The organism is Tsuneonella sp. HG249 (assembly GCF_053819205.1).
Map to the genome: position 1 here is coordinate 501,550 of NZ_JBSOQY010000001.1, position 24,668 is coordinate 526,217.

34 protein-coding genes and 1 pseudogene are annotated in these 24,668 nt (G+C 66.8%); 19 read left to right on the forward strand and 16 right to left on the reverse strand.

All coding sequences use genetic code 11. The annotated features are described in order from the left end of the window. Entirely contained in the window at positions 1-351 is a 351-nt protein-coding gene (locus ACWPM1_RS02550; protein ID WP_455693275.1) for a DUF1801 domain-containing protein, read from the forward strand. 42 nt (positions 352-393) lie between these two features. Here ACWPM1_RS02550 and ACWPM1_RS02555 read toward each other — a convergent pair whose 3' ends face one another. The 7 genes from ACWPM1_RS02555 to ACWPM1_RS02585 all read right to left on the reverse strand — a co-directional run bounded on the left by ACWPM1_RS02555 (position 394) and on the right by ACWPM1_RS02585 (position 6,137). Beyond that, complete coding sequence (locus tag ACWPM1_RS02555) at positions 394-654, reverse strand: hypothetical protein (RefSeq protein ID WP_455693276.1); 261 nt, start codon at positions 652-654, stop codon at positions 394-396. Between the two features lie 39 nt (positions 655-693). Continuing rightward, entirely contained in the window at positions 694-1,047 is a 354-nt protein-coding gene (locus tag ACWPM1_RS02560) for a hypothetical protein (RefSeq protein ID WP_455693277.1), read from the reverse strand. Positions 1,048-1,243: 196 nt separating this feature from the next. Beyond that, positions 1,244-3,337, reverse strand: a complete 2,094-nt coding sequence (locus ACWPM1_RS02565) for a YadA family autotransporter adhesin (protein ID WP_455693278.1) — start codon at positions 3,335-3,337, stop codon at positions 1,244-1,246. A gap of 175 nt (positions 3,338-3,512) precedes the next feature. Then, positions 3,513-4,868: a DNA-packaging protein gene (locus ACWPM1_RS02570; RefSeq protein WP_455693279.1), complete on the reverse strand. Its 1,356-nt coding sequence runs from the start codon at positions 4,866-4,868 to the stop codon at positions 3,513-3,515. Beyond that, a complete protein-coding gene (locus tag ACWPM1_RS02575) occupies positions 4,855-5,565 on the reverse strand; it encodes a hypothetical protein (RefSeq protein WP_455693280.1) in 711 nt (236 codons plus the stop codon). The genes ACWPM1_RS02570 and ACWPM1_RS02575 overlap by 14 nt, the downstream gene beginning before the upstream one ends. A gap of 167 nt (positions 5,566-5,732) precedes the next feature. Next, on the reverse strand, positions 5,733-5,903 hold the full coding sequence (locus tag ACWPM1_RS02580; RefSeq protein WP_455693281.1) for a hypothetical protein: 171 nt from the start codon (positions 5,901-5,903) through the stop codon (positions 5,733-5,735). A 99-nt stretch (positions 5,904-6,002) separates the two neighbouring features. Beyond that, positions 6,003-6,137: a hypothetical protein gene (locus tag ACWPM1_RS02585; RefSeq protein WP_455693282.1), complete on the reverse strand. Its 135-nt coding sequence runs from the start codon at positions 6,135-6,137 to the stop codon at positions 6,003-6,005. 211 nt (positions 6,138-6,348) lie between these two features. On the opposite strand from ACWPM1_RS02585, the gene ACWPM1_RS02590 reads away from it, so the two are divergent. Beyond that, positions 6,349-6,990, forward strand: coding sequence for a YqaA family protein (locus tag ACWPM1_RS02590; RefSeq protein ID WP_455693283.1), 642 nt, complete (start codon positions 6,349-6,351; stop codon positions 6,988-6,990). On the opposite strand, the gene ACWPM1_RS02595 is transcribed toward ACWPM1_RS02590, so the two are convergent. The 3 genes from ACWPM1_RS02595 to ACWPM1_RS02605 are packed head-to-tail and all read right to left on the reverse strand — an operon-like array spanning position 6,987 to position 8,617. Then, positions 6,987-7,766, reverse strand: coding sequence for a sulfite exporter TauE/SafE family protein (locus ACWPM1_RS02595; protein WP_455693284.1), 780 nt, complete (start codon positions 7,764-7,766; stop codon positions 6,987-6,989). The two genes, ACWPM1_RS02590 and ACWPM1_RS02595, sit on opposite strands and share 4 nt — an antisense overlap. Before the next feature lie 4 nt (positions 7,767-7,770). After that, positions 7,771-8,283 (reverse strand): rhodanese family protein, encoded by a 513-nt coding sequence (locus tag ACWPM1_RS02600; protein ID WP_455693285.1) that lies wholly within the window; start codon positions 8,281-8,283, stop codon positions 7,771-7,773. A 4-nt stretch (positions 8,284-8,287) separates the two neighbouring features. Continuing rightward, entirely contained in the window at positions 8,288-8,617 is a 330-nt protein-coding gene (locus tag ACWPM1_RS02605; RefSeq protein WP_455693286.1) for an ArsR/SmtB family transcription factor, read from the reverse strand. 55 nt (positions 8,618-8,672) lie between these two features. On the opposite strand from ACWPM1_RS02605, the gene ACWPM1_RS02610 reads away from it, so the two are divergent. Beyond that, positions 8,673-9,551, forward strand: coding sequence for an MBL fold metallo-hydrolase (locus tag ACWPM1_RS02610; RefSeq protein ID WP_455693287.1), 879 nt, complete (start codon positions 8,673-8,675; stop codon positions 9,549-9,551). A gap of 67 nt (positions 9,552-9,618) precedes the next feature. After that, positions 9,619-10,167 (forward strand): NADPH-dependent FMN reductase, encoded by a 549-nt coding sequence (locus ACWPM1_RS02615; RefSeq protein WP_455693288.1) that lies wholly within the window; start codon positions 9,619-9,621, stop codon positions 10,165-10,167. 14 nt (positions 10,168-10,181) lie between these two features. On the opposite strand, the gene spt is transcribed toward ACWPM1_RS02615, so the two are convergent. Next, positions 10,182-11,432: a serine palmitoyltransferase gene (gene spt / locus ACWPM1_RS02620; RefSeq protein WP_455693289.1), complete on the reverse strand. Its 1,251-nt coding sequence runs from the start codon at positions 11,430-11,432 to the stop codon at positions 10,182-10,184. Further along, positions 11,429-11,671: an acyl carrier protein gene (locus ACWPM1_RS02625; RefSeq protein ID WP_455693290.1), complete on the reverse strand. Its 243-nt coding sequence runs from the start codon at positions 11,669-11,671 to the stop codon at positions 11,429-11,431. The genes spt and ACWPM1_RS02625 overlap by 4 nt, the downstream gene beginning before the upstream one ends. 130 nt (positions 11,672-11,801) lie before the next feature. On the opposite strand from ACWPM1_RS02625, the gene ACWPM1_RS02630 reads away from it, so the two are divergent. Further along, positions 11,802-12,335 (forward strand): Pycsar system effector family protein, encoded by a 534-nt coding sequence (locus ACWPM1_RS02630; RefSeq protein ID WP_455693291.1) that lies wholly within the window; start codon positions 11,802-11,804, stop codon positions 12,333-12,335. Positions 12,336-12,751: 416 nt separating this feature from the next. Here ACWPM1_RS02630 and ACWPM1_RS02635 read toward each other — a convergent pair whose 3' ends face one another. Continuing rightward, entirely contained in the window at positions 12,752-13,120 is a 369-nt protein-coding gene (locus tag ACWPM1_RS02635) for a response regulator (RefSeq protein WP_455695109.1), read from the reverse strand. A gap of 98 nt (positions 13,121-13,218) precedes the next feature. Here ACWPM1_RS02635 and ACWPM1_RS02640 point away from each other — a divergent pair, with 98 nt between their 5' ends. From ACWPM1_RS02640 to ACWPM1_RS02660, 5 genes are read left to right on the forward strand one after another with little or no spacing between them, the layout of a single operon-like run. Continuing rightward, on the forward strand, positions 13,219-13,452 hold the full coding sequence (locus ACWPM1_RS02640) for a DUF3572 family protein (protein ID WP_455695110.1): 234 nt from the start codon (positions 13,219-13,221) through the stop codon (positions 13,450-13,452). After that, positions 13,449-14,099 carry an HAD family hydrolase gene (locus ACWPM1_RS02645; protein WP_455693292.1) on the forward strand — a complete coding sequence of 217 codons (651 nt, stop codon included), beginning with the start codon at positions 13,449-13,451 and terminating at the stop codon, positions 14,097-14,099. The genes ACWPM1_RS02640 and ACWPM1_RS02645 overlap by 4 nt, the downstream gene beginning before the upstream one ends. Before the next feature lie 19 nt (positions 14,100-14,118). Further along, positions 14,119-14,580 (forward strand): RidA family protein, encoded by a 462-nt coding sequence (locus tag ACWPM1_RS02650; protein ID WP_455693293.1) that lies wholly within the window; start codon positions 14,119-14,121, stop codon positions 14,578-14,580. A gap of 7 nt (positions 14,581-14,587) precedes the next feature. Continuing rightward, a complete protein-coding gene (locus ACWPM1_RS02655; protein ID WP_455693294.1) occupies positions 14,588-15,325 on the forward strand; it encodes a glycerophosphodiester phosphodiesterase family protein in 738 nt (245 codons plus the stop codon). Further along, positions 15,322-16,455 carry a GNAT family N-acetyltransferase gene (locus ACWPM1_RS02660; protein ID WP_455693295.1) on the forward strand — a complete coding sequence of 378 codons (1,134 nt, stop codon included), beginning with the start codon at positions 15,322-15,324 and terminating at the stop codon, positions 16,453-16,455. The genes ACWPM1_RS02655 and ACWPM1_RS02660 overlap by 4 nt, the downstream gene beginning before the upstream one ends. On the opposite strand, the gene ACWPM1_RS02665 is transcribed toward ACWPM1_RS02660, so the two are convergent. Continuing rightward, entirely contained in the window at positions 16,452-16,778 is a 327-nt protein-coding gene (locus ACWPM1_RS02665) for a hypothetical protein (protein ID WP_455693296.1), read from the reverse strand. The genes ACWPM1_RS02660 and ACWPM1_RS02665 overlap by 4 nt on opposite strands. A 271-nt stretch (positions 16,779-17,049) precedes the next feature. Between ACWPM1_RS02665 and dksA the strand changes: the two genes are divergently transcribed. From dksA to ACWPM1_RS02690, 5 genes are all read left to right on the forward strand, one after another. Further along, positions 17,050-17,508: an RNA polymerase-binding protein DksA gene (gene dksA, locus ACWPM1_RS02670; RefSeq protein WP_455693297.1), complete on the forward strand. Its 459-nt coding sequence runs from the start codon at positions 17,050-17,052 to the stop codon at positions 17,506-17,508. Positions 17,509-17,583: 75 nt separating this feature from the next. Beyond that, the gene (locus ACWPM1_RS02675) at positions 17,584-18,015 is read left to right on the forward strand and encodes a PilZ domain-containing protein (RefSeq protein ID WP_455693298.1); all 432 of its coding nucleotides are present in this window, start codon (positions 17,584-17,586) and stop codon (positions 18,013-18,015) included. Positions 18,016-18,060: 45 nt separating this feature from the next. After that, complete coding sequence (locus ACWPM1_RS02680) at positions 18,061-19,512, forward strand: ABC transporter substrate-binding protein (protein ID WP_455693299.1); 1,452 nt, start codon at positions 18,061-18,063, stop codon at positions 19,510-19,512. Between the two features lie 21 nt (positions 19,513-19,533). Then, entirely contained in the window at positions 19,534-19,965 is a 432-nt protein-coding gene (locus tag ACWPM1_RS02685; RefSeq protein WP_455693300.1) for a DUF4112 domain-containing protein, read from the forward strand. Positions 19,966-20,086: 121 nt separating this feature from the next. Then, positions 20,087-20,878 carry a tryptophan 2,3-dioxygenase gene (locus tag ACWPM1_RS02690; protein ID WP_455693301.1) on the forward strand — a complete coding sequence of 264 codons (792 nt, stop codon included), beginning with the start codon at positions 20,087-20,089 and terminating at the stop codon, positions 20,876-20,878. A 10-nt stretch (positions 20,879-20,888) separates the two neighbouring features. Here the strand turns inward: ACWPM1_RS02690 and ACWPM1_RS02695 are convergent. After that, positions 20,889-21,224 (reverse strand): annotated as a pseudogene (locus tag ACWPM1_RS02695) (GIY-YIG nuclease family protein). A 106-nt stretch (positions 21,225-21,330) separates the two neighbouring features. Then, positions 21,331-21,939 carry an HNH endonuclease gene (locus ACWPM1_RS02700; protein ID WP_455695111.1) on the reverse strand — a complete coding sequence of 203 codons (609 nt, stop codon included), beginning with the start codon at positions 21,937-21,939 and terminating at the stop codon, positions 21,331-21,333. Between the two features lie 104 nt (positions 21,940-22,043). Between ACWPM1_RS02700 and gluQRS the strand changes: the two genes are divergently transcribed. From gluQRS to ACWPM1_RS02720, 4 genes are read left to right on the forward strand one after another with little or no spacing between them, the layout of a single operon-like run. Next, a complete protein-coding gene (gluQRS, locus tag ACWPM1_RS02705) occupies positions 22,044-22,877 on the forward strand; it encodes a tRNA glutamyl-Q(34) synthetase GluQRS (protein ID WP_455693302.1) in 834 nt (277 codons plus the stop codon). A 4-nt stretch (positions 22,878-22,881) separates the two neighbouring features. Beyond that, positions 22,882-23,109: a hypothetical protein gene (locus ACWPM1_RS02710; RefSeq protein WP_455693303.1), complete on the forward strand. Its 228-nt coding sequence runs from the start codon at positions 22,882-22,884 to the stop codon at positions 23,107-23,109. 12 nt (positions 23,110-23,121) lie between these two features. Beyond that, entirely contained in the window at positions 23,122-23,688 is a 567-nt protein-coding gene (locus ACWPM1_RS02715; protein ID WP_455693304.1) for a cob(I)yrinic acid a,c-diamide adenosyltransferase, read from the forward strand. A 59-nt stretch (positions 23,689-23,747) separates the two neighbouring features. After that, entirely contained in the window at positions 23,748-24,617 is an 870-nt protein-coding gene (locus ACWPM1_RS02720; protein WP_455693305.1) for a 3-hydroxyacyl-CoA dehydrogenase family protein, read from the forward strand. The last annotated feature ends 51 nt before the right edge of the window (positions 24,618-24,668 follow it).

Genomic DNA, 24,668 nt, shown 5'->3' on the forward strand with positions numbered 1-24,668 from the left:
ATGACCGACCCATCCGACTGGCGCGCTCAGACTTTGGCGCGCGTTCGCACCCTCATCGCCGAGGCTGACCCGGAAGCGACCGAAACGGTTAAATGGCGCAAGCCGACGAACCCGGATGGCGTGCCCGCGTGGGAGCACGGCGGGCTGATCTGCACCGGCGAAACCTACAAGGACAAAGTCAAGCTGACCTTCGCCCACGGCGCGAAGATCGACGATCCCGCGGGCCTGCTCGACCCCGGCAACGGCAAGACCCGCGCCGCGCTCGATCTACGCGAAGGCGATGCGCTCGACCCCGAGGCGTTCAAAACGCTGGTGCGCGCTGCGGTGGAGTATAATCTGGCGCGCAAGTGAAGCACCGGCCCCGAGCGCGAGGGCGCCAACTGGGCGACGATCCTATAGCTCGTCGGCCTGGCGGTTGGCGCCGCCGGCGGCGCGCCACACCAATGGGCGCGAGCCGATAAAGAACCCGTCTCGCTCGATTGTCGCGATAATCTCATCGGACGTCTCGCCGAACCGCCCGCGCCCGCCTTTGCTCACATCCGTTTGGCCATCGGCCTTCCAGGCGAACGACGACTTGGGCAGGTTCGAACCCGATCTGTCATTGGTAATAACGACGGCCTGGCCACCAGCCTCGTGGAACCGGAAATAGATCATGACGATCCTTGTTCTGGGCCGACTCGCGGCAGCCGCGCGCTAACTTGCCAACCTGGCGCGGTCCCGCAGAAGCGAAACCGCGACCCGGCACGCCCGCTCGGAGCGATAACCGCCGCCCTCGACCAACGTCCGATTGTCCACGTCGGTAAGACGCCAGCGCCAGTCACCTCCGACGAACTGAGTCGAAGTAACCTGCACCTCCTCGGCGCGGTAGATTTCGAATTTATCCGCGGACGGGGCAACGACGGAAGCCATGCCGGCGCCATTGGTGCGTATGCGGTGATCGACCCGCCGGGCCTCGGCGGCGTGTTCCGCCCGCAGCACCGCGGTGCTCGCATGCTGGGCCCGCGTCTGCGCGACGCCGTGGTCGTGGTATAGCTGGTTCAGGGTCACAACGTCTCTCCGCCGGGTTGGGAGCACGATCGTTGTCTCTCAGCCGCCCGTTCGGGGCAGTAACAGGAACATGGGGCGCCGGCGTCGGGATTGTAAGGGCGGCGAGGGCGCCAGGCCTTATGTGGCAATGTCTGCTTTCGACCTATTTGCGGACATCCGGCGGCAGGGGCGGGCGGATCACCCGCCCCCGGTGCATTTAGAACTCCCCGGCGATGCCCGCCCGTACGGCGGTGTTCTTTCCACCCGCGAAGGTGGCTCCAGCGGTAAAGGCAAAGTCGCCATCGAAGCGATGAGCTACCCCGGCCGAAACACCAACCTCGCCGCGAAACACCGCGACGTTGGAAGCATAGCTGGTCTTGCCGGGCTCCGAAGGAAAGTGCGGTTGAGCCATGGCTGCTACCGCCGCGATACCTTGCTTGAAGTCCTTTCGGTCATGCTGGCGCAGGTCGAACAGCGTGTTGACGTTTCCCTGCAGCGCCGAGAACTGACTATCGCTGACGGCGGCGATCAGCTCCACTTGCGAGCGCACGGCAGCTACAGACTGCGCTGAGGCGGCAGCTTGGCGGCCCAGCGTCCCCTTTTCATCGACCGTGACGACTTGCACAGCGCCCTCCTGCGCAGCAGTCGATGCCGCGATGTCACCGATGCGAACGGAGCTGCCTGCAGCCCCGAGCGTGACCTGATTAGCCTTAGTGGTCACGGCGCCGGCGCCAATAGCAGTGGACCCTGCCAAACGAGCTTCTGCCCCTGCGCCGAGGGCAGTAGAGTTGCCTCCGACGGCGACGGCTCCAGAACCGATGCCGGTTCCGCTATCGTAGCCCACTGCTTGGGCGCCCAATGCGGTGCCGTTGTTTCGAGCAGCGCTTTGGTACCCGATAGTCGTTGCCTGATTGCCTGAGCTGACGGACAAATAACCTACCGTGATTCCGTTTGCCGAGGCCGCGACGGCGCTGTTCCCGATCGCGATGGCCTGCGACTGTGTCGATGAGCTGTTTCCAATGGTAATGCTCTGGTCCCCGGATGCTTTTGCCGCGATCCCCATGGCGATGCTTCGCGCTCCGAGTGCCTCGGCCGACGGCCCCACGGAGACAGAATTTGCACCTGTCGCGGCGCTGCCGCTTCCAAGTGCCACTGCGGATTCGCCCGAACTGACGGAATTGGAACCCATTGCGATGCCCCCCGACTGTGATGATGAGCTAGTGCCGATCGCCACGCCCTGACCATTGGAGGATGCCAAGTACCCGATAGCCGTGCCGTTCTGGCCCAGAGTGCTCGCCTGGAACCCGATGGCTATCGCGCGGTCATGAGTTGCTCTGGATTGTGCGCCAAGTGTCGTCGATCCCACACCGAGAGCCGACGATTGAGAGCCGACAGCTGTCGCGGAATCTATCGCGTAAGACAGAGTTCCAAGGGCCGTACCTAGATTCCCACCTACCGTAGCCCGATCGCCGACAGCGGTGCCACTTGCGCCTGCGCTTCGCGCAGCGTTTCCTAAGGCCACCGAAGCCGTTTGATTGGCTACAGCGCCAGTTCCGATCGCGACGGATTGCTGACCCGCGGCTTGGGCATTAATACCCATCGCGGACGCCTGATAGGTGGCTGAAGCCGACGAGCCGATCGCGACCGAGTCGTTACCGCTCGCGCTTGCGAACCTGCCCAGTGCGACGCTTTGTGCGCCAGAGGCGACGCTCGCAGGGCCTACGGCTGTTCCGTAGTGTGACGCCCGGGCTGCTCTACCGATGGCGACAGATTCGATCCCGCTGGCCGTCGCTTCATTGCCGGCGGCAAAACTTCGAAGGCCAAGGGACGAGGTCCCGTAGCCCAGTGCGGTCGACTCTTGCCCGCCAGCGGTAGCGAATTTACCAACCGCCGTTCCGAGATAGGTCGCCTCTGAGTAGGAGCCGAGGGCGATGGAGTCGCTTCCTCGCGCCTCGGCGTACTCACCAATGGCGGTTCCAGCCGCGCCTGTAGTTACCGCGTTGGAACCCAGCGCCAATGATCGCGTGTTGCTTGCGACAGTATCCGCGCCGATCGCGGTCGAGTATTGGCCCGTCGCTTGAGGACCGAGCGCGTCCGCATCCGCCCCGTCATTGCCGCAAGCGAGACTGCCGGATGCGGGTCCGTTCGCTCCCCCATGGGTATCCGCGGTATTGATCACCCCATCGCCATTGGTATCGGTGTTGCCGAGTTCCAGTATGCACTCGTCCGCTTGCGCAGGGTTCGCAGATAGGGCGAGTGAGGACGCACCAGCCACGAGGCTGGCGTAAAAGAAAGTCTTGAATCTGTGCATGTTGCGCTCCCTTCACAAATGGAGCCACGACAAGCTTTCGAGTGGCGTCTGTCAAGCTTTCGTTCGGATCTAGAAACCAGCTTGGAACTCGGCGTTCGTTGTGACGTCCGTTTTCCACCCAAACTCGGACATTGGCCAACTCGGCTTACAATGGATGCAGCCGCCGCCTCTCCAGTCACAACACCCGCACCTTGGGCACCGCCTTGCGCCCCAGCATGAGCTCCGTCAGCGCCCACACAAGCGCATCGGCCCGGTCCGGACTCCGCCCCGGCCCCTCGTTGCGCCCCGCTGCCATCAGCCCGCACATCTGGTCCTCCAGCTTGGCGAACATCCCCGCGTGGCGGACTTTGCCGCCTTCGTAGAGCGCGGCGACCGGTTCGGCGCGGGCGACTTTGCCCTTGGAGGCGTGGACCAGCTTGATTGGCAGGACTTCGTCCGCCGCGCGCAGCACGCTTTCGACCATCTTGCCGCCCTGGTTGGCCTCGGCGACCACCCGGTCGGCGCCCCACACCCGCGCGGCGCCGGCCACCGCCCGCGCCCAGCGCTCGGGGCTGGCCCGTTCGATCGACGCATCGGCGAGCACCACCGCGGTCTCATCCGCCAGCAGGGCGGCGACCACGATCCCGCACGCGTCGCCCTTGTCGCCGGCCGGCGGATCGACCGCTACCACGGTGCGCACGCGCAAGGCTTCGGGCACCCCTTCGCGGCATCGCTCGAGCAGCGCGCGGCTCCACAGCGCGCCGTCGGCCTCGGTCATCATCTCGCCGTCGAGCTCCTGCCGGCCGAAGCCGCTGGCCGCGAACTGCTCGATCATCGAGGCGAGGTAGTCGGCCGGCAGAACGCTGCGGTTGTCGGCGGTGCCGCCGCGCGCGATCACCACCTTGCCGCGCCTGGCGTCATCCATCAGCCGGTGCATCAGCGGCGCGAGCCGCGGCGTGGTGGTGGCGAGCACGCGCGGGGTTTCGCCCAGCCGCATCGTCAGCTGCAGGTTGTTCCACGCGGCGGTCGCGCGCTCGTTGGCGTTCTCCCACTTGGCGATCTCGTCGCACCACGCGTGGCTGTGCTGCGGCCCGCGCAGCGTCTCGGGCTCGCCCGCCGAATAGAGCCAGGCGATCGCGCCGTTCTCCCATGTCAGCCTGCGCAGGCTCGGCTCGAACACCGGGGCGAGCGCGCCGGGCGCGGCGGCGAGCACGCCGCTGTCGCCTTCGACCATCACGTTGCGCACTTCGGTCAAGCTCGCGCCGACCAGCGCGATCCGCGCATTGCCATCGTGGCGCGCCACATCGCGCACCCATTCGGCCCCGGCGCGGGTCTTGCCGAAGCCGCGCCCGGCGCAGATCAACCAGGTGCGCCAGGCCTCCGCCGGCGGGAGCTGCGCGTCGCGCGCCCAGCCTTCCCAGTAATAGCTGCCGAGCGCGGCAAGCTCGTGCGGGGCGAGTTGCCGAGCGAGTACTTCGCGCTCGGCGTCCGCCTCGGGCCCCGGGCGGCGTAGCCAGGCGCCGCGCGTCGGGGCGGGCCTACGCCTCGCCATCGCCGCCTGCGCCCTTGGTGGTGGCCCTGCCGATCGCCTTGCGCGCGGCGCGGATCGCGGCCTCGCCTTCCTTGGCCTGCGCGCGCAGGGCATCGATCTTGGCGTTGATGCTGGCGATCGTGGCGGCTTCCTCGGCCAGTGTGCGCCGGCCGCGCTCGCGCGCCACGCTCTTGCGGTGCGCGGTGAGGCAGCGCAGCGCGGCGGCGGTGTCGAACTTGCGCTTATCGGGGCCCGCCGCCTCGCCCTCGCTGCCGCCGCGCAAGTGCGCCAGCAGCTCCATCTCGAGGTTGTCGTACCCTTCGGCGAGCGCGGCGTACCAGCGGCGGGCGAACTCGGGGTCGCTCCGGCGCAGCGCGTAGATCTTGCTCGTCGGCAGGCCGGCCACCGCCGCTGCCGCGGCGACGTTGGAGGTGATCGCCAGCTCTTCGAGGAACCGCTCGATCTGTGCCGAGCCGCGCGGCGCGGGCGGGCCGCCGCGGCGCTGCGTGCGGCCGTCGACCGGCTGGATCGCGCTCCACGCGGCGCGGAAAGCGTCGTCGGTGCGGCGGCGGTGATAGGGCGTCGAGCTGCATACCCCCGCAGCGCGGCAGGCCTCGCGCATGCCGCGCCCCGCGCGCAGCGCGTCGAGGAAGCGCGGCACCCACGCCGGCTCGCTCTTGCCTTGGCCGCCGCTCGTTCCATTGATTGTGTCTGGCATCGTTTCCGCTCCCGTCCCGGCGAGGGCGGACACGAAAAAGGGCGGCTCCCACCAAGGGGCCGCCCGTTCGAATCACACCATCGCGATGTTCCCGTTGTCTAACCAAACAGCGTCACGATGTCAAGTAGAAATAACCAAATAGGATAATTGTCTTCGGGAGCGGTCTCCTATCCGTGGTGGTCGGGCTCACGCGCCGCTTCGCGCAAGCGCCCCTGCAGCAGCGCTTCCTGCCGCGAGTGCTCGATGATCGCCCGTTGCCGGGCGTTGCCGAGCTCCATGCCCTCGAGCCAGTAGCGCTCGATGGCCAGCTCGATTCGGTCTTCGTGTTGATTTTGCACCCTTTGGGCCTTTCGCTTGACCCGTCCGGCAGCATCCATGCCGCGACGGCGCGGCGCCCGCACTTACCTAGGTAAGCGCACGGAAGTTCGGGCCGGCGGTCAGCGGTAACGCCGCGAGCCGCGCCGCATCGCGCGGTCCCGGCGCTGGCGGCGCACGACGTGCGCGGCCCCCCAGGCGAGGGCGAGGGCGAGCAGCGCGATCAGCGCGTAAGCGATCAGGGTACGAGTTTCCATCTGGCCACCAAAAAGCTCGCCCGTCCAGTTGGTTCCGGTTGGCGCGCCAGGGACAGAACGCTCGATGTCTGGCGCGCTGCAGTCGGCATGCGCGCCTCGCCGCCGGCGCGATAGCACATAGGTCAGTCCGCGCCGGTTTGCCGGTGGGCAGCGGCGATTGTGCGCCCGCCCGCTCTCGCCTAGAGGCGCGCGACGCCGGGAAGGGACGCCGATGCTGCGCAAGCTGTACGAATGGACGATGGAGAAGGCGGCGCACCGCCACGCGGTGTGGTGGCTGGCGATGTTCTCGTTCGTCGAAGCGAGCTTCTTCCCGATCCCGCCGCACCCGCTGCTCGGACTGATGTGCCTCGCCGAACCGAGGAAGGCGATCCGCTTTGCCGCCGTCGCCACTTTCGCCTCGGTGCTCGGCGGGCTGCTCGGCTACGCGATCGGCTGGGGGCTTTACGATACCGTCGGCACCCAGCTGCTCGCCTGGCTCGGGCTGACCGAAAGCTTTCCGGCGGCGGTCTGCTATCTCAACGAGTACGGCTTCTGGCTATTCGTCGCCAAGGGCGCGACGCCGATCCCGTTCAAGCTGCTCACGATCACCGCCGGGTTCATGGGGATGAGCCTCGCGCTGTTCGTTTTGGGCTCGATCGTGAGCCGGGCGATCAGCTTCATGATCGTCGGCGTATTGTTCCGCTTCTTCGGGGCACCGATCAAGCGCTTCATCGACAAGTATCTCGGGATGGTGACCGCGGGCTTCGTGGTGCTGGTGATCGGCGGTTTCATCGCCGTGACCATGCTCGGCGGCGGCGACGACAAGGCGGCCGACAAGTGCTCAGCCGCCACCGAAGTGACCCGCCCGCTCTAGAGCGCGCTCCACACGACGACCCCGCCGACCGCGATCACCGTCGCGGCGAACCCCCGCTCGAGCAGGTTCTTGCGGCCCGCCAGCCGCTTGCCCGCCACCCGCCCCGCGACCGACCCGGCGACCCCGCCGGCGACCAGCCAGCCGACCAGCGTCCAGTCGACGTACCCCGACAATGCGTAGGATCCGGCGGTCGTTGCGCCCAGCGCAGTGACGACCACCAGCGAAGTCCCGACCGCCACGCCGATCGGCATCGCGGTCGCGACGATCAGGCCCGGGACGATCAGGAATCCGCCGCCGATCCCGAAGAAGCCGGCCATCAGTCCCACCGCCAGGCCGTACCCCGCCAGCCTCGGCATGAGGTGGCGGGCGGTCGCGGCGGTCAGCCGGACGGCGGGGTCCGAGCCTCCCTTGCGGCCGCGCAGCATCAGCGCTCCGACCACGATCATCAGGCCGCCGAAGGCCGCGAGCAACGCCGCCCCGTCGATTGCCTTGCCGATCTCGGCCCCGAGCGCCGCGCCGAGCACGCCGGCTCCGCCGAACACCAGCGCGCAGGGCCACTTGACGTTGTGCGACCGGGCATGGCCGGCGAGGCCCGCCGCCGCGTTGAGCGCGACCGCGACTGCCGCGGTGCCGATCGCGGCGTGCGGGCTCTGCATCCCGACCACATAGACCAGCAAAGGCACCGCCAGGATCGATCCGCCGCCGCCCACCAAACCGAGGACGAAGCCGATCAGCGCCCCGCTGAGCAGCGCCAGCGCGATGGTGGCGGGGTCCATCCGGTCAGGCCGCGGCGCGACGGTTCCACGGCATCATGCCGAGTAGCGTTGCCATCCCGCACCACCCGGTCACACCGGCGAAAGCGAGCCCTGCTCCCACGAAACCGGAAAGGGCGAACCAGGCAGGTGCGACGGCAAATCCGAGGATCACGCCGAGCAGCACGAGCGTGCCAGCGGCGATCTGCACCTGGCGCATGATCTCCAGCGGGGCGCCCCTGGTCTCCTCGACCGGTAGCCCCGCCTTGCGCCAGCCTTCGAGGCCGCCCTCAACGATGTAGCTCTCGCCGCCGCAGACCCCCGCCAGCCTGTCGGCATGGGCCGCGGTGCGCATGCCCGAGCGGCAGTGAAACACCACGGGCCCGTCGTGGGCCACCGGCCCCAGCGCGTCGAGCGGGCGATTCTCGGCGCCAGGCAGGCGAGCGCGCGCGAATTCGTCGGCGCCGCGGATGTCGATCAGCTTGGCGCCCTTGCTCACGAGTTCGCGAGCTTCGGCTGGGGAGATGGTCCGGCAAGTCATGCGATCAGTCCTCGTCTTGGCAGTAAAGCTGGTACAGGGTTGCCAGCAGCGCCTCGCAGCGGGCGTCGGCAATGCGGTAATATGCGGATTGCGCCTCGCGCCGGAACGCGACCAGGCTCTCTTCGCGCAGCTTCGCCAGATGCTGGGAAAGGGCGGACTGGGACAGGCCGACTTCGTGGGCGAGGTCGCCGACGGTCATCTCGCCATGCTCGGCGAGCTTGCACATGATCATGAGCCGCCGCCCGTTGCCGAGCGCGCGCAAGAGATCGGCCACCGCCGCCGCGTGGCGTTCGAAAGTCGGCAGGTCGAGGGGCGGGTGCATCGGCTTGTCCATTAGGACTTGCTAAATAAGCATCTGCTTATATATGTCAAGCGCACCGGAGGAAATCATGAACTTACCCGCCATCCGCGCTTTCTTCGACGAGCCCACCAATACGGTGAGCTACCTCGTGTGGGATTCCGCGACGCACCGCGCGGCCGTGATCGACCCTGTCCTCGATTTCGACCTTCCGAGCGGGGAGGCCGATGTCCGCTCGGCACAAGCCATCCTGGCCGCCGCCCGGGAGGAAGGGCTCACCGTCGGCTGGGTGCTCGAAACCCACGCCCATGCAGATCACCTCAGCGCCGCGCCGTTCATCAAGGCCGAGACCGGCGCGGCGATCGGCATCGGCGAGCACATCCGCGACGTGCAGAAGATCTTCCGACCGCTGTTTCATGCCGACGATCTCAAGACCGACGGCTCGGATTTCGATCGTTTGTTCAAGGACGGCGAACGATTTGAGATCGGAAACCTCGAGGTCGAGGTGCTTCACGTCCCCGGCCACACCCCGGCGGACGTCGCCTACAAGATCGGCGATGCAGTCTTCGTCGGCGACACGATGTTCATGCCCGACTACGGAACCGCCCGGACGGACTTTCCCGGCGGCGATGCGCGCGAGCTCTATCGCTCCATTCGCAAGCTCCTCGCGCTGCCATCGGAGACGCGGCTGTTCCTGTGCCACGACTACAGGGCTCCGGGTCGCGACGACTATGCATGGGAGACCACGGTCGGCGAGCAACGCGCCCGCTCGGTCCATGTCCATGACGGGGTAAGCGAGGACGAGTTCGTCGCCATGCGCGAGGCACGCGACACGGGCCTCGCCGTCCCCCGCCTGCTGCTGCCCTCGGTGCAGGTCAACATCCGCGCCGGGCGGATGCCGCCCGCCGAAGACAACGGGGTCAGCTACTTGCGGATACCGGTGAAGCCGGTCCGCCGCCCGGTCGGCTGAAGGCCGAACGGCGGCGCTGGAACGCACGCCGCCGCGTGCTATTGAGCGAGGGAGGAGATTGCCCGCCATGAGCCGTATCGCCATCGCCGTCGGAAGCCTGCGCGCCGAATCCATCAACCGCCGCGTCGCCGAGGCGATGACCCGCTTGCCGCAGGCCGACGGACACGCCTTCGACTTTGTCGACATCGGCGACCTGCCGCTCTACAACCAGGACGACGACAAGAACCCGCCCGCCGCCGCGACGCGGCTGAAAGAGCAAGTCCGGTCGGCGGACGGGGTCATCTTCGTGACGCCGGAATACAACCGCTCCATCCCCGGCGTGCTCAAGAACGCGCTCGACCACGCCAGCCGCCCCTATGGGGACAGCGCTTGGGCGGGCAAGCCGGCGGGCGTGCTGGGCGTCTCGGTCGGCGCGGCGGGGACCGCGATGGCGCAGCAGCACTTGCGTAACGTGCTGGCCTATCTCGACATGCCCACGCTCGGTCAGCCTGAGGCGTTCATCCACTACACCGACGGCTCGCTCAACGAAGATGGCACCGCGGGCGAGAAGCTCGCACCCTTCCTCGGCAAGTGGCTCGCCGCCTACCTCAAGTGGGTGGCACGGCACTCGGGCTGAACAACATCGCGGGGCTAGATTATTCCCACCGCCTTGCCGGCGCGTTCGAACATGCCCAGAATCGTCTCGACTTCCTCGGCGGTGTGCTCGGCGCACAGCGAGCAGCGTAGCAGCGTCATGTTGGCAGGGGTGGCCGGCGGGCGCGCGAGGTTGACGTAGAGGCCTTCCTTGAGGAGCGCCTCCCACATCGCCGCGCCGCGCTCCAGGTCGGGCATGATCACTGCGACGATCGCGCTCTGCGGGGTCTCGGTGCCGAGCTGGAAGCCGAGGGCTTTGAGCCCCGCGTGGAGCCGCTTGGAATTTTCCCACAAGTGCGCGCGCTTGTTGGAGCCGTGCATCAGCTTGCGGATCGAGGTCGCGGCGGTCGCCACCACGCTCGGCGGAAGGCTGGCGGTGAACACGTAAGGCCGGCAGACCAGCCGCATGATCTCGAACTTGGGGTGATTGGAAACGCAGAAGCCGCCGACCGTGCCGACGCTTTTCGAGAACGTGCCGATGATGAAGTCGCAGTCGTCGATCACACCGGCGGCCTCGCACACGCCGCGGCCGTTCTCGCCGATGAAGCCCATCGAGTGCGCCTCGTCGACCAGCACCATCGCGCCGTGCTTCTTGGCCACCGCGACCATTTCGTTGAGCGGCGCGATGTCGCCGAGCATCGAGTAGACGCCTTCGAGAATTACCAGCTTGCCGGCACCTTCCGGGATGCGGCCGAGCCGCTTGTCCATCGCTTCGATGTCGTTGTGCTTGAACGGCACCACCTCGGCGTTGCCAAGCGCGCAGCCGTCCCAAATCGAGGCGTGGCTGTCGACGTCGAGCACGATGTAGTCGCCTTTGCCGGCGATCGTGCTGATGATGCCGAGATTGGCTTGGTAACCGGTGGAAAACACCATGGCGTGATCCATGGCGTAGAACTCTTTGAGCGCTTCCTCGACCGCCTTGTGGCCCTGGTAGGTGCCATTGAGCACGCGGCTGCCGGTGGTGCCGCTGCCGTAGTCGTCGAGCGCCTGCTTGCCCGCCTCGATCACGTCGGGGTCGAAGGTCATGCCCATGTAGTTGTAGGTGCCGAGCAGGATCGTGTCGCGTCCGTTGCACACCGCGCGGGTGGGGCTGAGCACGCGCTCCATCACCAGGTTGAAGGGATCTTCCTGGCCGGTCGCGAGCAAGCCCTCGCGCATGGCGATGAGGTCGTCGAACTTCGAGAACAGGTCCTTGCCGTGGCCTTCGCGCGCCTCGGGGCGGTCGGGCTCGTCGATGCCCTCGCTCACTTGGAGATCGACTCGTGAACGGCGTCGATGAGGTTGCCCCAGGTCTCGATCTCGGCCTGTTGGTTCATCGAGATGATGATGTCGAACTCATCCTCGATCGAGGCGACGAAATCCATCACGGTCAGGCTGTCGAATTCGAGGTCCCCGGCGAACGAGGTGTCCTCGTCGATCTCGATGCCCTTTTTATTGAACGGTTCGGCGAGGGCGCGGATGCGGGCGTCGACTTCGGCTCGGTCCATGGGGGTATCTGTCCTGTGGTTAGGCTCGCTCGCGGCGCTGCCATGGCAATGCGGCGGAAAAGCGGCTTGGCCGCGCGCTTGTCAAGCCGCGAGGGCACTGGCAAGCCCCCATGCGGGGGAGTAACGCGTCATGGAACCTGCGACCGACGGCAACGCGCCACTGATGAGCCAGTATTCGTCGCACGCGATCCATCTCGTGCGCACGACCCAGCAGATCACGCTTCAGCTATCGCAAATGGCCGACCAAAAGGCCTCGATCCTGATGGGCGCGAGCTTCCTGGTGTTCTCCATTTCGGTGAGCCGGGCCTTTGCCGGGCATCTCCCCGTTAGCCTGGCGATCCTCGCCGGCTTCGCGTTCCTGAGTTCGCTGTTTGCGGTGGTGGCGGTGCTGCCCTCGGTCTCGCGCAGCAAGGGCGCGGTCGGCGCCAACAAGCTGTTCTTCGGCCACTTCAGCGCGCGCGACGAAGCGGAATGGACGGCGGACATCCTCGAGCAGCTCAAGAACGACGAGACGGTGTTCCGCACGATGCTGCACGACATCTACCAGAACGGGCAGGTGCTCCAGCGCAAGAAGTACCGCTTCCTGGGTTACGCGTATCGCATGTTTGTGGTCGGCCTGATTGCAACGCTGGTGTCGTTCATCGCCGAAATGACGCTTCGCTAGGCGCGTACACTCCTTGCGGACTAAAGTCCGCCTTTGGGTGGAAAGGGGACTTAGCCCGATAGCGTCAGCACACTTCCAGTTGCCATACGCTCTGCTCTGATTCGCGGATGGCAACCTGTCCGGGAGGAAGCAACGGGACCGCGTCTGCGCCATGGAGTCTATCAGAGAAATGGCTAAGTCCTACAGCGTGCCAATCGCTGCCTGAGTGGGCATCGTTCCCGCAGGTGATGTGCAGATCGCCATCCTCATCGTGCGCGATCGCTAAGATGGGCGCCCCGTTCAACACGTGCCCACAAGCCACGCAGAACTTATGGACTTCGTAGGAGTAGCCGCCGAGAGTGATCATTGCGGCACACTACGCCCACGCCGAATGTCCGCAATGGAGTCGATAGCAGACAATAACATTCGGCCGACAACTAACCCTCGACCAACCCCCGCACCGCGGCCATGAAGGGGCCGATCGACACCGGCTTCGAAAGGTACCCCGTCGCCCCCGCATCGCGGATGCGCTCCTCGTCGCCCTTGCCGGCGTAGGCGGTGACCGCGAGCACCGGGGTGTCGGCCAGGATGCCGTCGCGGCGCATCGCGGTGATGAGGTCGACGCCCGAGACGTTGGGTAGCTGGATGTCCATGATCACGAGATCCGGCGCGAAGGCGCGCGCGGCGTTGAGCACCAGCTCGCCGTCGGCGACCGGCTCGACCTCGAACCCGCTTGCGCGCAGGACGTCGCAGAACAGCTTGCGGTTGAGATCGTTGTCCTCGACAACGAGAATTCGCTTTGCCACTGCGGCGGCTCTCCCCATCTGGCTCGCGCGCTTAGGGCTCAACGAGGAAGCTGACAATCACCACCGACACCCCCCATCACTCGGGCGACGCGGACACGCTGGCGCTTTCGGCGCTCGGCTGGGTCCTGGCCGATCAGGACCGCGCCGATCGCCTGCTCGCGCTGACCGGCCTTACGCCAGAGATCCTGCGCGAGCAGTTGACCGACCGGGGCACGCTGGCCGCGGTGCTCGACTATCTCGCGGGGCACGAGCCCGACCTCATGCTGGCGGCCGACGCGCTGAATGTGGCGCCGGAGAAACTGGTCGCGGCGCGCACGGAGCTTCTCGCATGAGCCGGCCGCTGATCATCTCCGACTGCGACGAAGTGCTGCTCTACATGGTCGCGCCCTTCAGGGACTGGCTGGCCGAAAGCCAGGGCGTCGAATTCCGCATGGTCGGCAACGATTTTTCGCAGTCGATGCGCTGGGAGGAAACCGGCGAGCTGCTCGAACCCTCCGAGATTTGGAGCTTCCTGCGCGGCTTCTTCGATACCGAGATGCACCGGCAGAATCCCATTCCCGGCGCGGTCGAGGGCATGACCGCGCTGTCCGAGCACGCCGACGTCGTGGTGCTCACGAACCTGACCGACCGCCACCGCGACATGCGGTTCGAACAGCTGGCTAACCACGGCATCCATGCCCGCGTGTTCACCAACCAGGGCCCCAAGGGTCCGGCGCTCAAGGCGATCATGGAAGAATACGCGCCGAGCCGAGCGGTGTTCATCGATGATCTCGCCCAACATCACGCCTCGGCGGTGGAAACGGTGCCGCACCTGCGGCGATTGCACTTGTGCGGCGAGCCGATGCTCGCCTCTCGCATCGCCTGTGCGCACGAGGCGGGTCACGCCCATGCGCGCATCGACACCTGGGCCGAGGCATTGCCTTGGCTGCTCGACGAACTGACCAAGGAAGACACCCGCCCTGAAGCAGCGCAGGGATAGGGCATACAGAGGAACCCGCATGAGCATCGAATACCGCCTTTCCGAACTCGGCATCCAACTGCCGGCGGCCGCCGCCCCGATCGCATCCTACGTGCCAGTGGTCGTCGCCAGCGGGCTGGCGCACGTTTCGGGCCAGCTGCCGTTCGTCGACGGGAACATAGTCAAGGGCCGCCTGGGCGAGAGTGTCACGGTCGAAGAAGGCGTCGCCGCCGCGCGTGCTTGCGGCCTCATGATCCTGGCGCAGCTCAAGGCCGCGCTGGGCTCCCTGGACCGCGTCGAGCGGGTGGTGAAGCTCGGCGCCTTCATCTGCTCGACCGGAGAATTCTCCGATCAGCCGACCATAGCCAACGGCGCGAGCGAGTTGATGGCCGAAGTGTTCGGCGATGCCGGCAAGCACGCGCGCAGCGCCGTGGGCGTGCCCGTGCTGCCGCGCGGCGCGGCGGTCGAAGTCGATGCGATTGTCGCCGTTCGCGCCGATTGATCGATGGTTGGCGCCGGCCCCCGATGCGGGGCGGGCCGGCTGGCTGCGGCAATGGGACTATGCCCATCGCGGCGTGCATGACGCCGCGGTGCCGGAGAATTCGCCCACTGCGTTCGCCGCAGCGATGACCCGCGGGATGGGCATCGAGTGCGATGTCCAGAAGAGTCGCGACGGGCGTGCGATGGTGTTCCACGACTGGACGCTGGAGCGGCTGACTGCGGAGAACGGTGCGATCGGCGCGCGCGACGCCGCTGTGCTCGAGACCGTGGCGCTGAAGGGAAGCAACGACCGGATTCACACGCTCGACACAATGCTTGATCAGGTAGCCGGGCACGTGCCGATCCTCGTCGAGATCAAATCGAAGCGCGAGCGCAATCCGGCGCCCTTGTGCCTTGCGGTGCGGCGGGCGATCGAGGGATACAGCGGCGACGTCGCGATCATGAGCTTTGATCCGCGGGTGCCCAAATGGTTTCGCATCCACTCGCCGGACACCGTTCGCGGCCTCGTCGTGACCGAAGAGAACACCCGCGGCGCCGCCGGGCACTGGCGACGGCACGCCGCTCTGTGGCACGGCCGGCCCGATTTCCTTGCCTACGACGTTCGCGATCTGCCGAGCGCTTTCGCCGAGGCGCAGCGAGACCGAGGGCTTCCGTTGCTCACCTGGACGGTGCGCTCGCCGGAGTTGCGCGCCCGGGCCGATCTTTTCGCCGATGCGCCGATAGCCGAAGGAGCCGGCCTCGCATGAGTGACGGTGCGCTGGTCGCGCGCATGGCCGGATCGGTCGGCGAGTTGCCCGCCGATCAGTGGGACGCTCTTTCCGGTGGCGGCAACCCGTTCATGCGGCACGCCTTCCTCTCTGCGCTGGAAGACTCGGGCAGCGTGGGCCAGGGCACCGGGTGGCTGCCCGCGCCGCTGGTGATCGAGGATGCCGGGAGGCTCGTCGGCGCGCTTCCGGCATATCTCAAGGGGCACAGCCAGGGCGAATACGTGTTCGACCACTCGTGGGCCGACGCATGGGAGCGGGCCGGCGGTAGCTACTATCCCAAGCTGCAGGTCGCCGCGCCCTTCACCCCGGCGAGCGGACCGCGCGTGCTGACCCGCGAGCCGGCGCTTGCTCCGCACCTGCTGCGATTTGCCGAGCAGTTTGCCGCCGCCAACAACCTCTCCTCGATCCACGCCACGTTCGTCCAACCGGAGCAGGTGGCGTTGTTCGAGGCGGCGGGCTGGCTGGTCCGGCGCGACATCCAGTTCCACTGGCACAACCGCGGCTATGCCTCGTTCGACGATTTCCTGGATTCGCTCGCCAGTCGCAAGCGCCGCGCCATCCGCAAGGAACGCGCCGCCGCGCAGGAGGGGGTCGAAATCCGCCGCCTGTCGGGCGTGGACATCCTTCCCGAGCATTGGGACGCATTCTGGCAGTTCTACCAGGACACCGGCAGCCGCAAGTGGGGCAGCCCCTATCTCACCCGCGCCGCGTTCGATCTCCTCGGCGAGCGGATGGGCGAGAGCATCGTGCTGGTGCTGGCGCTTCATGCCGGCAGGCCGATCGCGGGGGCGCTGAACTTTGCCGGCAGCGACGCGCTATACGGCCGCTATTGGGGGTGCTCGGAGGACCACCGGTTCCTCCATTTCGAACTCTGCTACTACCAGGCGATCGACGAAGCGATCGGGCGCGGCCTGGCGAGGGTGGAGGCCGGCGCGCAAGGCCAGCACAAGATCGCCCGCGGCTACGAACCGGTGCAGACGACATCGGCGCACTGGATCGCCGATCCGGGCTTCCGTTCCGCCGTCGCCGATTTTCTCCGGCGCGAGCGGGAAGGGGTGGCGGTCGACGCCGAATGGCTCGCCGCGCGGACGCCCTTCAAGCGGGGCTAGGCAGCGCGGCGCTCGCCGTCGAGCAGCCACTGCCGCGCACGGCGCTGGGCTTCGGCGATTTCGCGCGCGGTCATCTCGTCCGCGATGTCGGCGCGGCACCAGGCGGCTTCCTCGTGTCCCCGCGCGGCGGCGAGGTTGAACCACTTGTGCGCTTCGATGAGGTCGCAGCCGACGCCGTGGCTGCCCGTCGAGTAGGCCACGCCCAGGTCGTAGAACGCGGAGCAATCCCCTTGTGCCGCGGCGGCCAGGCAGTGGGCCACCAGCATGTCGGCGGCCTTTGCGCCGTGAAGAGCCCCGCCTCCTTCGATCTTGAGCAGTTCCATCGTCTATTTCCCCCGTTTCAGGCGAGCCCCCATGCCGCCGTCGAGGCCAGTTCACCTTCTTATGGTCAACAAGTCGTTAACGACGCGGCAGAAAATCAGCGCTTGTCTCGCAATCGTTCGGTTCGGCTTAAGTTTTTAACGCCTAGATGCGACGCTCTGCATGCCCGCTTGTGCGGCTCGGGAGCCATGCCTATAGGCCCGCGCAACGGCGGTCGGCGCTTTACCGGCAACAAGCCGGGACTGGTTGGGACAGGACTGCAAGAGGACCACGATGGCCAGTTTGGCGAGCGAAGACATCGACGTACTCGAAAAGGCGCGTCGCGCGCTCACCCCCGACTACGTTCCTTCTGAAAACGAAGAGTACATGAACGAGCCGCAGCAGGATTATTTCCGGCTGCTGTTGCTCGAATGGAAGCGCTCGATCCTGGCATCTGCCAATGCCACCCTACAATCCTTGCAGGACGGCCCGATCCGCGAAGCCGACCTCAACGACCGCGCCTCGAGCGAGACCGACTGGGGTATCGAACTCAGAACCCGTGACCGCCAGCGGAAGCTGATCGCGAAGATCGATTCGGCGCTCCGTCGCATCGATGCCGGCGAATATGGCTATTGCGAGGTCACCGGGGATCCCATCGGCCTCAAGCGACTCATCGCTCGCCCGGTCGCCACCATGACGGTCGAAGCGCAGGAAGCGCACGAGCGCCGCGAGAAAATTTCCCGGGACGATTGAAGGTTTTGCCCGGACGCGAACCGTCGGCTTAAATTTTCCTTAGACAATCCCGGCTAACCCCGCCGTCCAAGGCGAATGTCCGGACCCGTCCGGGCCAACCTAACGATTTCAGGAGCCGATGCGCGAATGTCTGGCGTCGATACCCGACACATCAACCGCGACAGCCTGTTCCTCATGGCCGACCTGCGCCTTGAAGGCGATTCGGTCTCGCACCGCGTGAGGGTGCGCAATCTCTCGGCCGGCGGAATGATGGCCGAGTCCGAATTGCGGGTCCTTCCCGGCACGCGGGTCTCGATCGAACTCAAGAATGTCCGCCCGGTCGAAGGCAGCGTCGCCTGGGTGCAGGATCAGCGTTTCGGCGTGGCCTTCGCGCAGGAAATCGATCCCAAGGCGCCGCGCAGCCCGGTGGCCGCGGGCGGGGACATAAACACCCCGCGTTTCGTCCGCCCTTCGTCGCTCGGACCGCTGGGCCATCAGCTCGACCCGAACCGGTTGCGCAATATCTGATCCGGCCCGCTGACGAGCCAGTGCAGGCCTGCTAGGCAGGCGACCATGGCTCGCTCATATCGCGCCCTCGCCTTTCTGTTGGCGCCATTGCTCGTCGCGGGATGCGACTCGGCGAGCGATGAAGGGGTCATCGGCATCGCGCTAATTGGCGAAGGCGGCGAGCTGTTCGAGCCAGGCCTGCGCCTGTCTATGCCGGCTCAGCAAATCCGCGCCGCCACCGTCGAAGGGCTCGTCTCTCTCGATGAGACCGGTGAGGTTGTGCCTGCCTTGGCCGAGCGCTGGATAGTCACGGACGACGGCCTCTCCTACATTTTCCGGCTGCGCAATTCCGAGTGGGCCGACGGCAAGCCGATAACCGCCGAGCAGGTGCGCGAAGCTCTGCGCCGCACGATCCGCGCGCTCGCCGGCACGTCGCTGGCGCTCGACCTCGCGCCTGTTTCCGAAGTGCGCGCGATGACCGGGCGGGTCATCGAGATTCGCCTGACGAGCCCGGTGCCCGATTTCCTTCAGCTCCTCGCACAGCCCGAACTCGGCGTGTTCCACAAGGGGAGCGGGACCGGACCGATGGCACTCGACAAGCGGAATGGCGCTGCGCGGCTGACCGTGCTTCCGCCCGAGGCGCGCGGGCTGCCGACGCGCCCCGACTGGCGCGAGGGCACGCGGCCGCTCGCGGTGCGCGCGCTCGAAGCCGGTCCCGCGGTCGCCGCGTTCCGCGAGGGATACGTCGATCTCGTGCTCGGCGGCACGCTCGCCGACCTGCCGCTGGCCGATGTCGGCCCGCTTTCGCGCGGCACCGTGCGTCTCGACGCGGCGCAGGGCCTGCTGGGCCTGCGCGTGGTGCGCACTGAAGGCCTGCTCGCCGAGCCCGAACGGCGCGAGGCGCTGGCGATGGCGATCGAGCGCGAGACGCTACTCGCCCCGTTCAATATCGCGGGCTGGCTGCCCAGCACCCGTATCGCCCCGCCGGCGGCCGCGGGGAACGCCCCCGAACGTTGGGCCGGCCAGTCGATCGAACTTCGCCGCGGGCAGGCGGCGCGCCGGATCGCTGGATATGCCGGGGACAAGTCGCTCCGCATCGCGCTGCCCGAGGGCCCTGGATCGGAACTGTTGCTGCGCGAGATCGCCACCGACTGGCAGGCCATCGGCGTCACAGTGACCCGGGCCGGCGAGGGCGAGCGGGCCGACCTCGAACTGATCGACGTACTCGCCCGTTTTGGCGGCCGGCGGTGGTATCTCAATCAGTTCGCCTGCTCCGTGCGGCGGACCTTGTGCTCCCCCGAAGCCGACGAACTGGTGCGAGACGCAATCCGCGAAGCCGATCCGGTGGCGCGGGAGACGATGCTTGCCGAAGCCGAAGCCAGGCTGACAGCCAAGCAGGGCTACATAGCGCTCGGCGCGCCGGTGCGCTGGTCGCTGGTGCGCGGCCAGATCGAAGGGTTCTCGGAGAACCGTTGGGCGTTCCATCCGTTGTTTCCGCTGGCGCTCGGTCCCAGATAGAAGGCGAACGAAGGAGGACCGATGGAACAGACCCCGCCGACCGACCCCGTGCGGCCCCGCGCCATGGGTATCGAAATGCCGCTCGGCACCGACCCCGTATCGGTCCGCCGGCGGATCGAGAGCATGGAGAGGCTGCTCGAGAACAGCTTCACTGTCCCCGGGATCAACTACAAGGTCGGCCTTGATTCGATCGTCGGCCTGGTGCCGGTCGTGGGGGACTTCGTAGCGGCGGCGATGGGGATGTACCTCGTGTGGGAGGCAAGGAACCTCGGCCTCCCGAAATGGAAGCTGTGGCGGATGACCGGCAACGTGGCGGTCGATACCGCGGTCGGTGCGATCCCGGTGGTCGGCGACGTGGTCGACTTCGTGTTCAAGTCGAACACTCGCAACCTCAAGATCGTCAAGCGCCACCTCGACAAGCACCACCCTGCGAGCCGGACCATCGAGGGGTAGGGTTTCAATCCTACCAACATCGTCATTGCGAGCAGCCCCCGGCTGCGCGGCAATCCAGCTCCGGAGATGGATTGCTTCGCTACGCTCGCAATGACGATGGTGAGGGGTTAAGCGGCATCCCATGCCCCGCGACGTCACTTATTCGAGCTACCTCGACCTCGACCGTATCCTCAACGCCCAGCACCCCGCCTCGGGCGCGCACGACGAGCTCTTGTTCATCATCGTCCACCAGGCTAGCGAGCTTTGGCTCAAGCTCTGCCTGCACGAACTCACCGCCGCGCGCGAGGAAATCGCTGCCGACGACTTGCGCCCCGCGTTCAAGATGCTCGCCCGCGTGGCCCGCGCTCAGGGCCAGCTGATCCATTCGTGGGAAGTGCTCAGCACGATGACCCCGGCGGATTACAGCCAGGTCCGCCCGCACCTAGCCAATTCCAGCGGGTTCCAGAGCGCGCAGTACCGGCTGATGGAATTCCTCATGGGCGGGCGCAATCCGGACATGGTGACAATGCACGAGGCGATCCCCGAGATCGCCGCAGCCTTGCGCGCCGAGCTTGCCCGCCCGAGCCTCTACGACGAGGCGGTGCGGCTCCTCGCCCGGCGCGGATTCGCGATTCCCGATGCGGTGCTGACGCGCGACCACCGCGGCGGCTGGGAGGCCTCACCCGAAGTCGAGACCGCCTGGGCCGCGATCTACCGCGAGCCGGAAGAGTACTGGGATCTCTACGAGCTCGCCGAGAAGCTGGTCGACCTCGAATACCACTTCCAGCGCTGGCGCTTCGGTCATTTGAAAACCGTCGAACGCATCATCGGCTTCAAACGCGGCACCGGAGGGACGGCGGGGGTGCCCTACCTCGAGGGCGTGCTCAAGCAGGTGTTCTTCCCGGAATTGCTGAGCGTGCGGACGGCGATTTAGCCCCACCTCGTCATCCCCGTGAACGCGGGGATCCAGTCAGCGAGAGTTCGAACCCGAAATCCTCCGCCAGATCGCGCCAGCCCGGGTTGCCCGCCTCGATCAGGTCGAGCTTCCACGCGCGGGTCCACTTCTTGAGCCGCTTTTCGCGAACGATGGCGTGCTCCATCGTGCTGTGTTGCTCGAACTAGACGAGGCGTTTTACGGCGTATTTGGCGGTGAAGCCGCCGAAGGTTCCTTCGCGGTGCTGAGCGATCCTTTGGAGCAGGTTCGAGGTGACGCCGATGTAGATCGTGCCGTTGCGGGCGGAGGCCATGATGTAGCCGGCGGGTTGGAAGTCCGGGTGCATGCACGAGTCTCTGTTCGCTGGATCCCCGCGTGCGCGGGGATGACGAGGTGGTGTTCAAATGTTCGTCATTCCCGCGAAGGCGGGAATCCAGCGCGCAAGAAGAACCCTAAGCCTCCAGCTCGATGTCCCAATAGAGCCAATCCCTCCATGTCTCGTGGAGGTACCCCGGCGGGAAGGCCTTGCCGTGTTGGTGGAGCTGCCAGCTGGTCGGGCGGATCGGGCGGACGTGGGGGTGCATCTTGGCCTGAACGGGGGTGCGGCCGCCCTTGCGCATGTTGCACGGGGCGCAGGCGGTGATGATGTTCTCCCACGTCGTCCGCCCCCCGAGACGGCGGGGCATGACGTGGTCGAAGGTCAGGTCCTTCTCGCTGCCGCAGTACTGACAGGCGAACCGGTCGCGGAGGAACAGGTTGAAGCGGGTGAATGCGGGAAACTCGCTCGGGCGCACGTATTGTCGCAGCGCGATCACGCTGGGGATCTGCATGTCGAGGCTGGGCGAATGGACGCAGCGTTCGTAGCTGGCGACGATGTCCACCCGCTCGAGAAACACCGCCTTTATCGCGGTCTGCCACGGCCACAAGCTCAAGGGGTAATACGACAGCGGGGTGTAGTCCGCGTTGAGCACCAGCGCCGGGCAGCTTTCCAGCTTGCGCGCAGGGTCGTCCTCGGCGCGGCGGAAATGCGCGGCTCGCTCGATCAGTTCGGCCTTGAACACGTGTCCGATGCCCTCCGATTGATGCGAAGGGAGCATTTGCCGATTCGCGAGTCAAGTTCATGACAATGGCTGAATCCCCGGCTGATTGCGGCTAGGCAGATGGCATGGAGGTCACCCGCTTCGCCCCGAGCCCGAACGGCCCGTTGCATCTCGGCCATGCCTATTCGGCGATCGTTGCGCACGACCTCGCGCGCGAGCGGGGCGGGCGGTTCCTGCTGCGGATCGAGGATATCGATGGCGCGCGGAGCCGGCCCGAGCTGGCCAAGGACTATCGCGCCGACCTCGCCTGGCTCGGCCTCGAGTGGCAGGAAGCGCCTTCGCAATCGCTGCGCCTCGCGAGCTACGAGGCGGCGGCGGAGAAGTTGCGCGCGATGGACCTGCTCTACCCCTGCAACTGCACCCGCGCCGAGATCGCGGCGGCGGCGACGGCCAAGGGGCCCGAGGGGCCGGTCTATCCCGGGACCTGCCGGAGGCGCGCGATCGATGTCGCCGGCGCTGCCTGGCGGCTCGATGTTGGCAAGGCGCTCGCATTCACAGGTTCGCTGACATGGGAGGACGAGCTGGCGGGCGAGCAACAGGCGCGCCCGGATCGCGCCGGAGATCCGGTGCTGATGCGCAAAGACGCGCCAGCGAGCTATCACCTGGCCGCCACGCTCGACGACGCCGCCGACGGCGTCACCCTGGTTACCCGGGGCATGGACCTGTTTTCCGCCACCCACATCCATCGGCTGCTGCAAGCGTTGCTCGGCCTGCCGGTGCCCCGCTGGCATCATCACCCGCTGCTGGTCGAAGCCGATGGCCGCAAGCTCGCCAAGCGGCGCGGCTCGCCGTCGCTGGCCGACCGGCGCCAGGCCGGCGAGGATGGACCGGCGCTGGCGGCCGATTTGCGCGCGCACCGCTTCCCCGCTGGCATTTCGCTGGGCCGCTCCCTAGATTAGCGCCATGCAAACCTTCCTCGTCATCATCCTCGTCGTCCTCATGGCCCTGGTGGTCTATTCGCTGGTGCGCGGCATCGTCGCGTTCCTGCAATCGCACCGCGCGGACATCGACACCGGGAGCACGCGGCAGCACGACATGCAGCTGCTGCAGAACAAGATGATGTTCAACCGCATCAAGTACCAGGCGCTCGCGGTCGTGGTCGTCGCGCTGATCCTCATGATGACCCGCTGACACGCGCGCGGCGTGGTCAAGCTCAACAAGATCTATACCCGCACCGGCGACGACGGCACCACCGGCCTGGTCGACGGCTCGCGTCGTTCCAAGCACTCGGCGCGGATCGAGGCGATCGGCGCGGTCGACGAGGCGAACTCGGTGCTGGGGTTTGCCGCGCTGGCGCTCGAGGGAGAGGCCAGGGTGCATGTTACCCGCATCCAGAACGACCTGTTCGACCTCGGCGCCGACCTTGCCACTCCGGGCGACGATTTCGCACCGGGTGAAATGACGCTGCGTATTGTAATTCAGCAATCGGAATGGCTGGAACAGCGGATCGATGCGCTGAATGAAGCGCTTCATCCGCTCACCAGTTTCGTTCTTCCCGGCGGCAGCGAGGCGGCGGCGCGGGTTCACTTGGCGCGCGCTTCGGTGCGGCGCGCCGAGCGGGCGATGACCCATTTGGCCGAGCACGAGCCGGTCAACCCGGCGGCGCTGGCCTACATCAACCGCCTCTCCGACTACCTCTTCCAGCTCGCCCGCCTGTCGAACGACGCGGGGAGAGCCGATGTGACATGGGTTCCGGGAGCCAACCGCTAGCCAAGCCCTGCTGCGCTCGCTAACGCCTTTGCTGCAATTGCGAAGGAACGGAAACGGGCATGCAGACAATCGGCGTCATTGGAGCGGGGCAGATGGGCTCGGGCATCGCCCAGACGCTCGCCCAGCACGGCTACAGCGTACTTTTGTCCGACATCGATCTCCCTGCGGCCGAGAGGGGCAGGGCCGGGATCGACAAGGCGCTCGGCAAGCTTGTGGGCCGTGGCAAGCTCGGGATTGCCGAGGCAGAAGCCACGCTCGCCCGCATCGAGCCTGTCGCCGATCTAGCGCGCATGGCCGAGGCCGCCTTCATCATCGAGGCCGCTACCGAGAACGAGCGGATCAAGCAGTCGATCTTCGAGAGCGCCGGCAAGGTGCTCGGCAAGGATGCCGTCATGGCGTCTAACACCAGCTCGATCCCGATCACCCGCATGGCCAACTGGACGCCCGACCCGGCGCGGTTCATCGGCCTGCACTTCTTCAATCCGGTGCCGGTGATGGGCCTGATCGAGGTCATCCCCGGACTGGCCACCGCGCCCGAGACCATCGCCCGCACCCGCGCTCTCGCCGCCAGCCTCGGCAAGGAAGTCGTCGAGGTGCAGGATGAGCCTGGCTTCGTGGTCAACCGCATCCTCATCCCGATGCTCAACGAAGCGGTCTTCGTGCTCGGACAGGGCACCGCCAGCATCGTCGACATCGACAAGGGCTGCCGGATCGGCCTCAACCACCCGATGGGCCCGCTGGAGCTGGCCGATTTCATCGGCCTCGACACCTGCCTCGACATCGTCCGGGTGCTCTACGCTACCACCGGCGACAGCAAGTACCGCCCCGCGCCCCTTCTGATGCGGTACGTCGAGGCGGGCTGGCTCGGCCGCAAGACCGGCAAGGGCTTCTACGACTATTCGGGGGAGGCGCCGGTCCCGACGCGCTAGGCGGGAACGCGGCGGGCCCGGCTAGCGTTCGGCAGCCAAAGGAGATTTTCC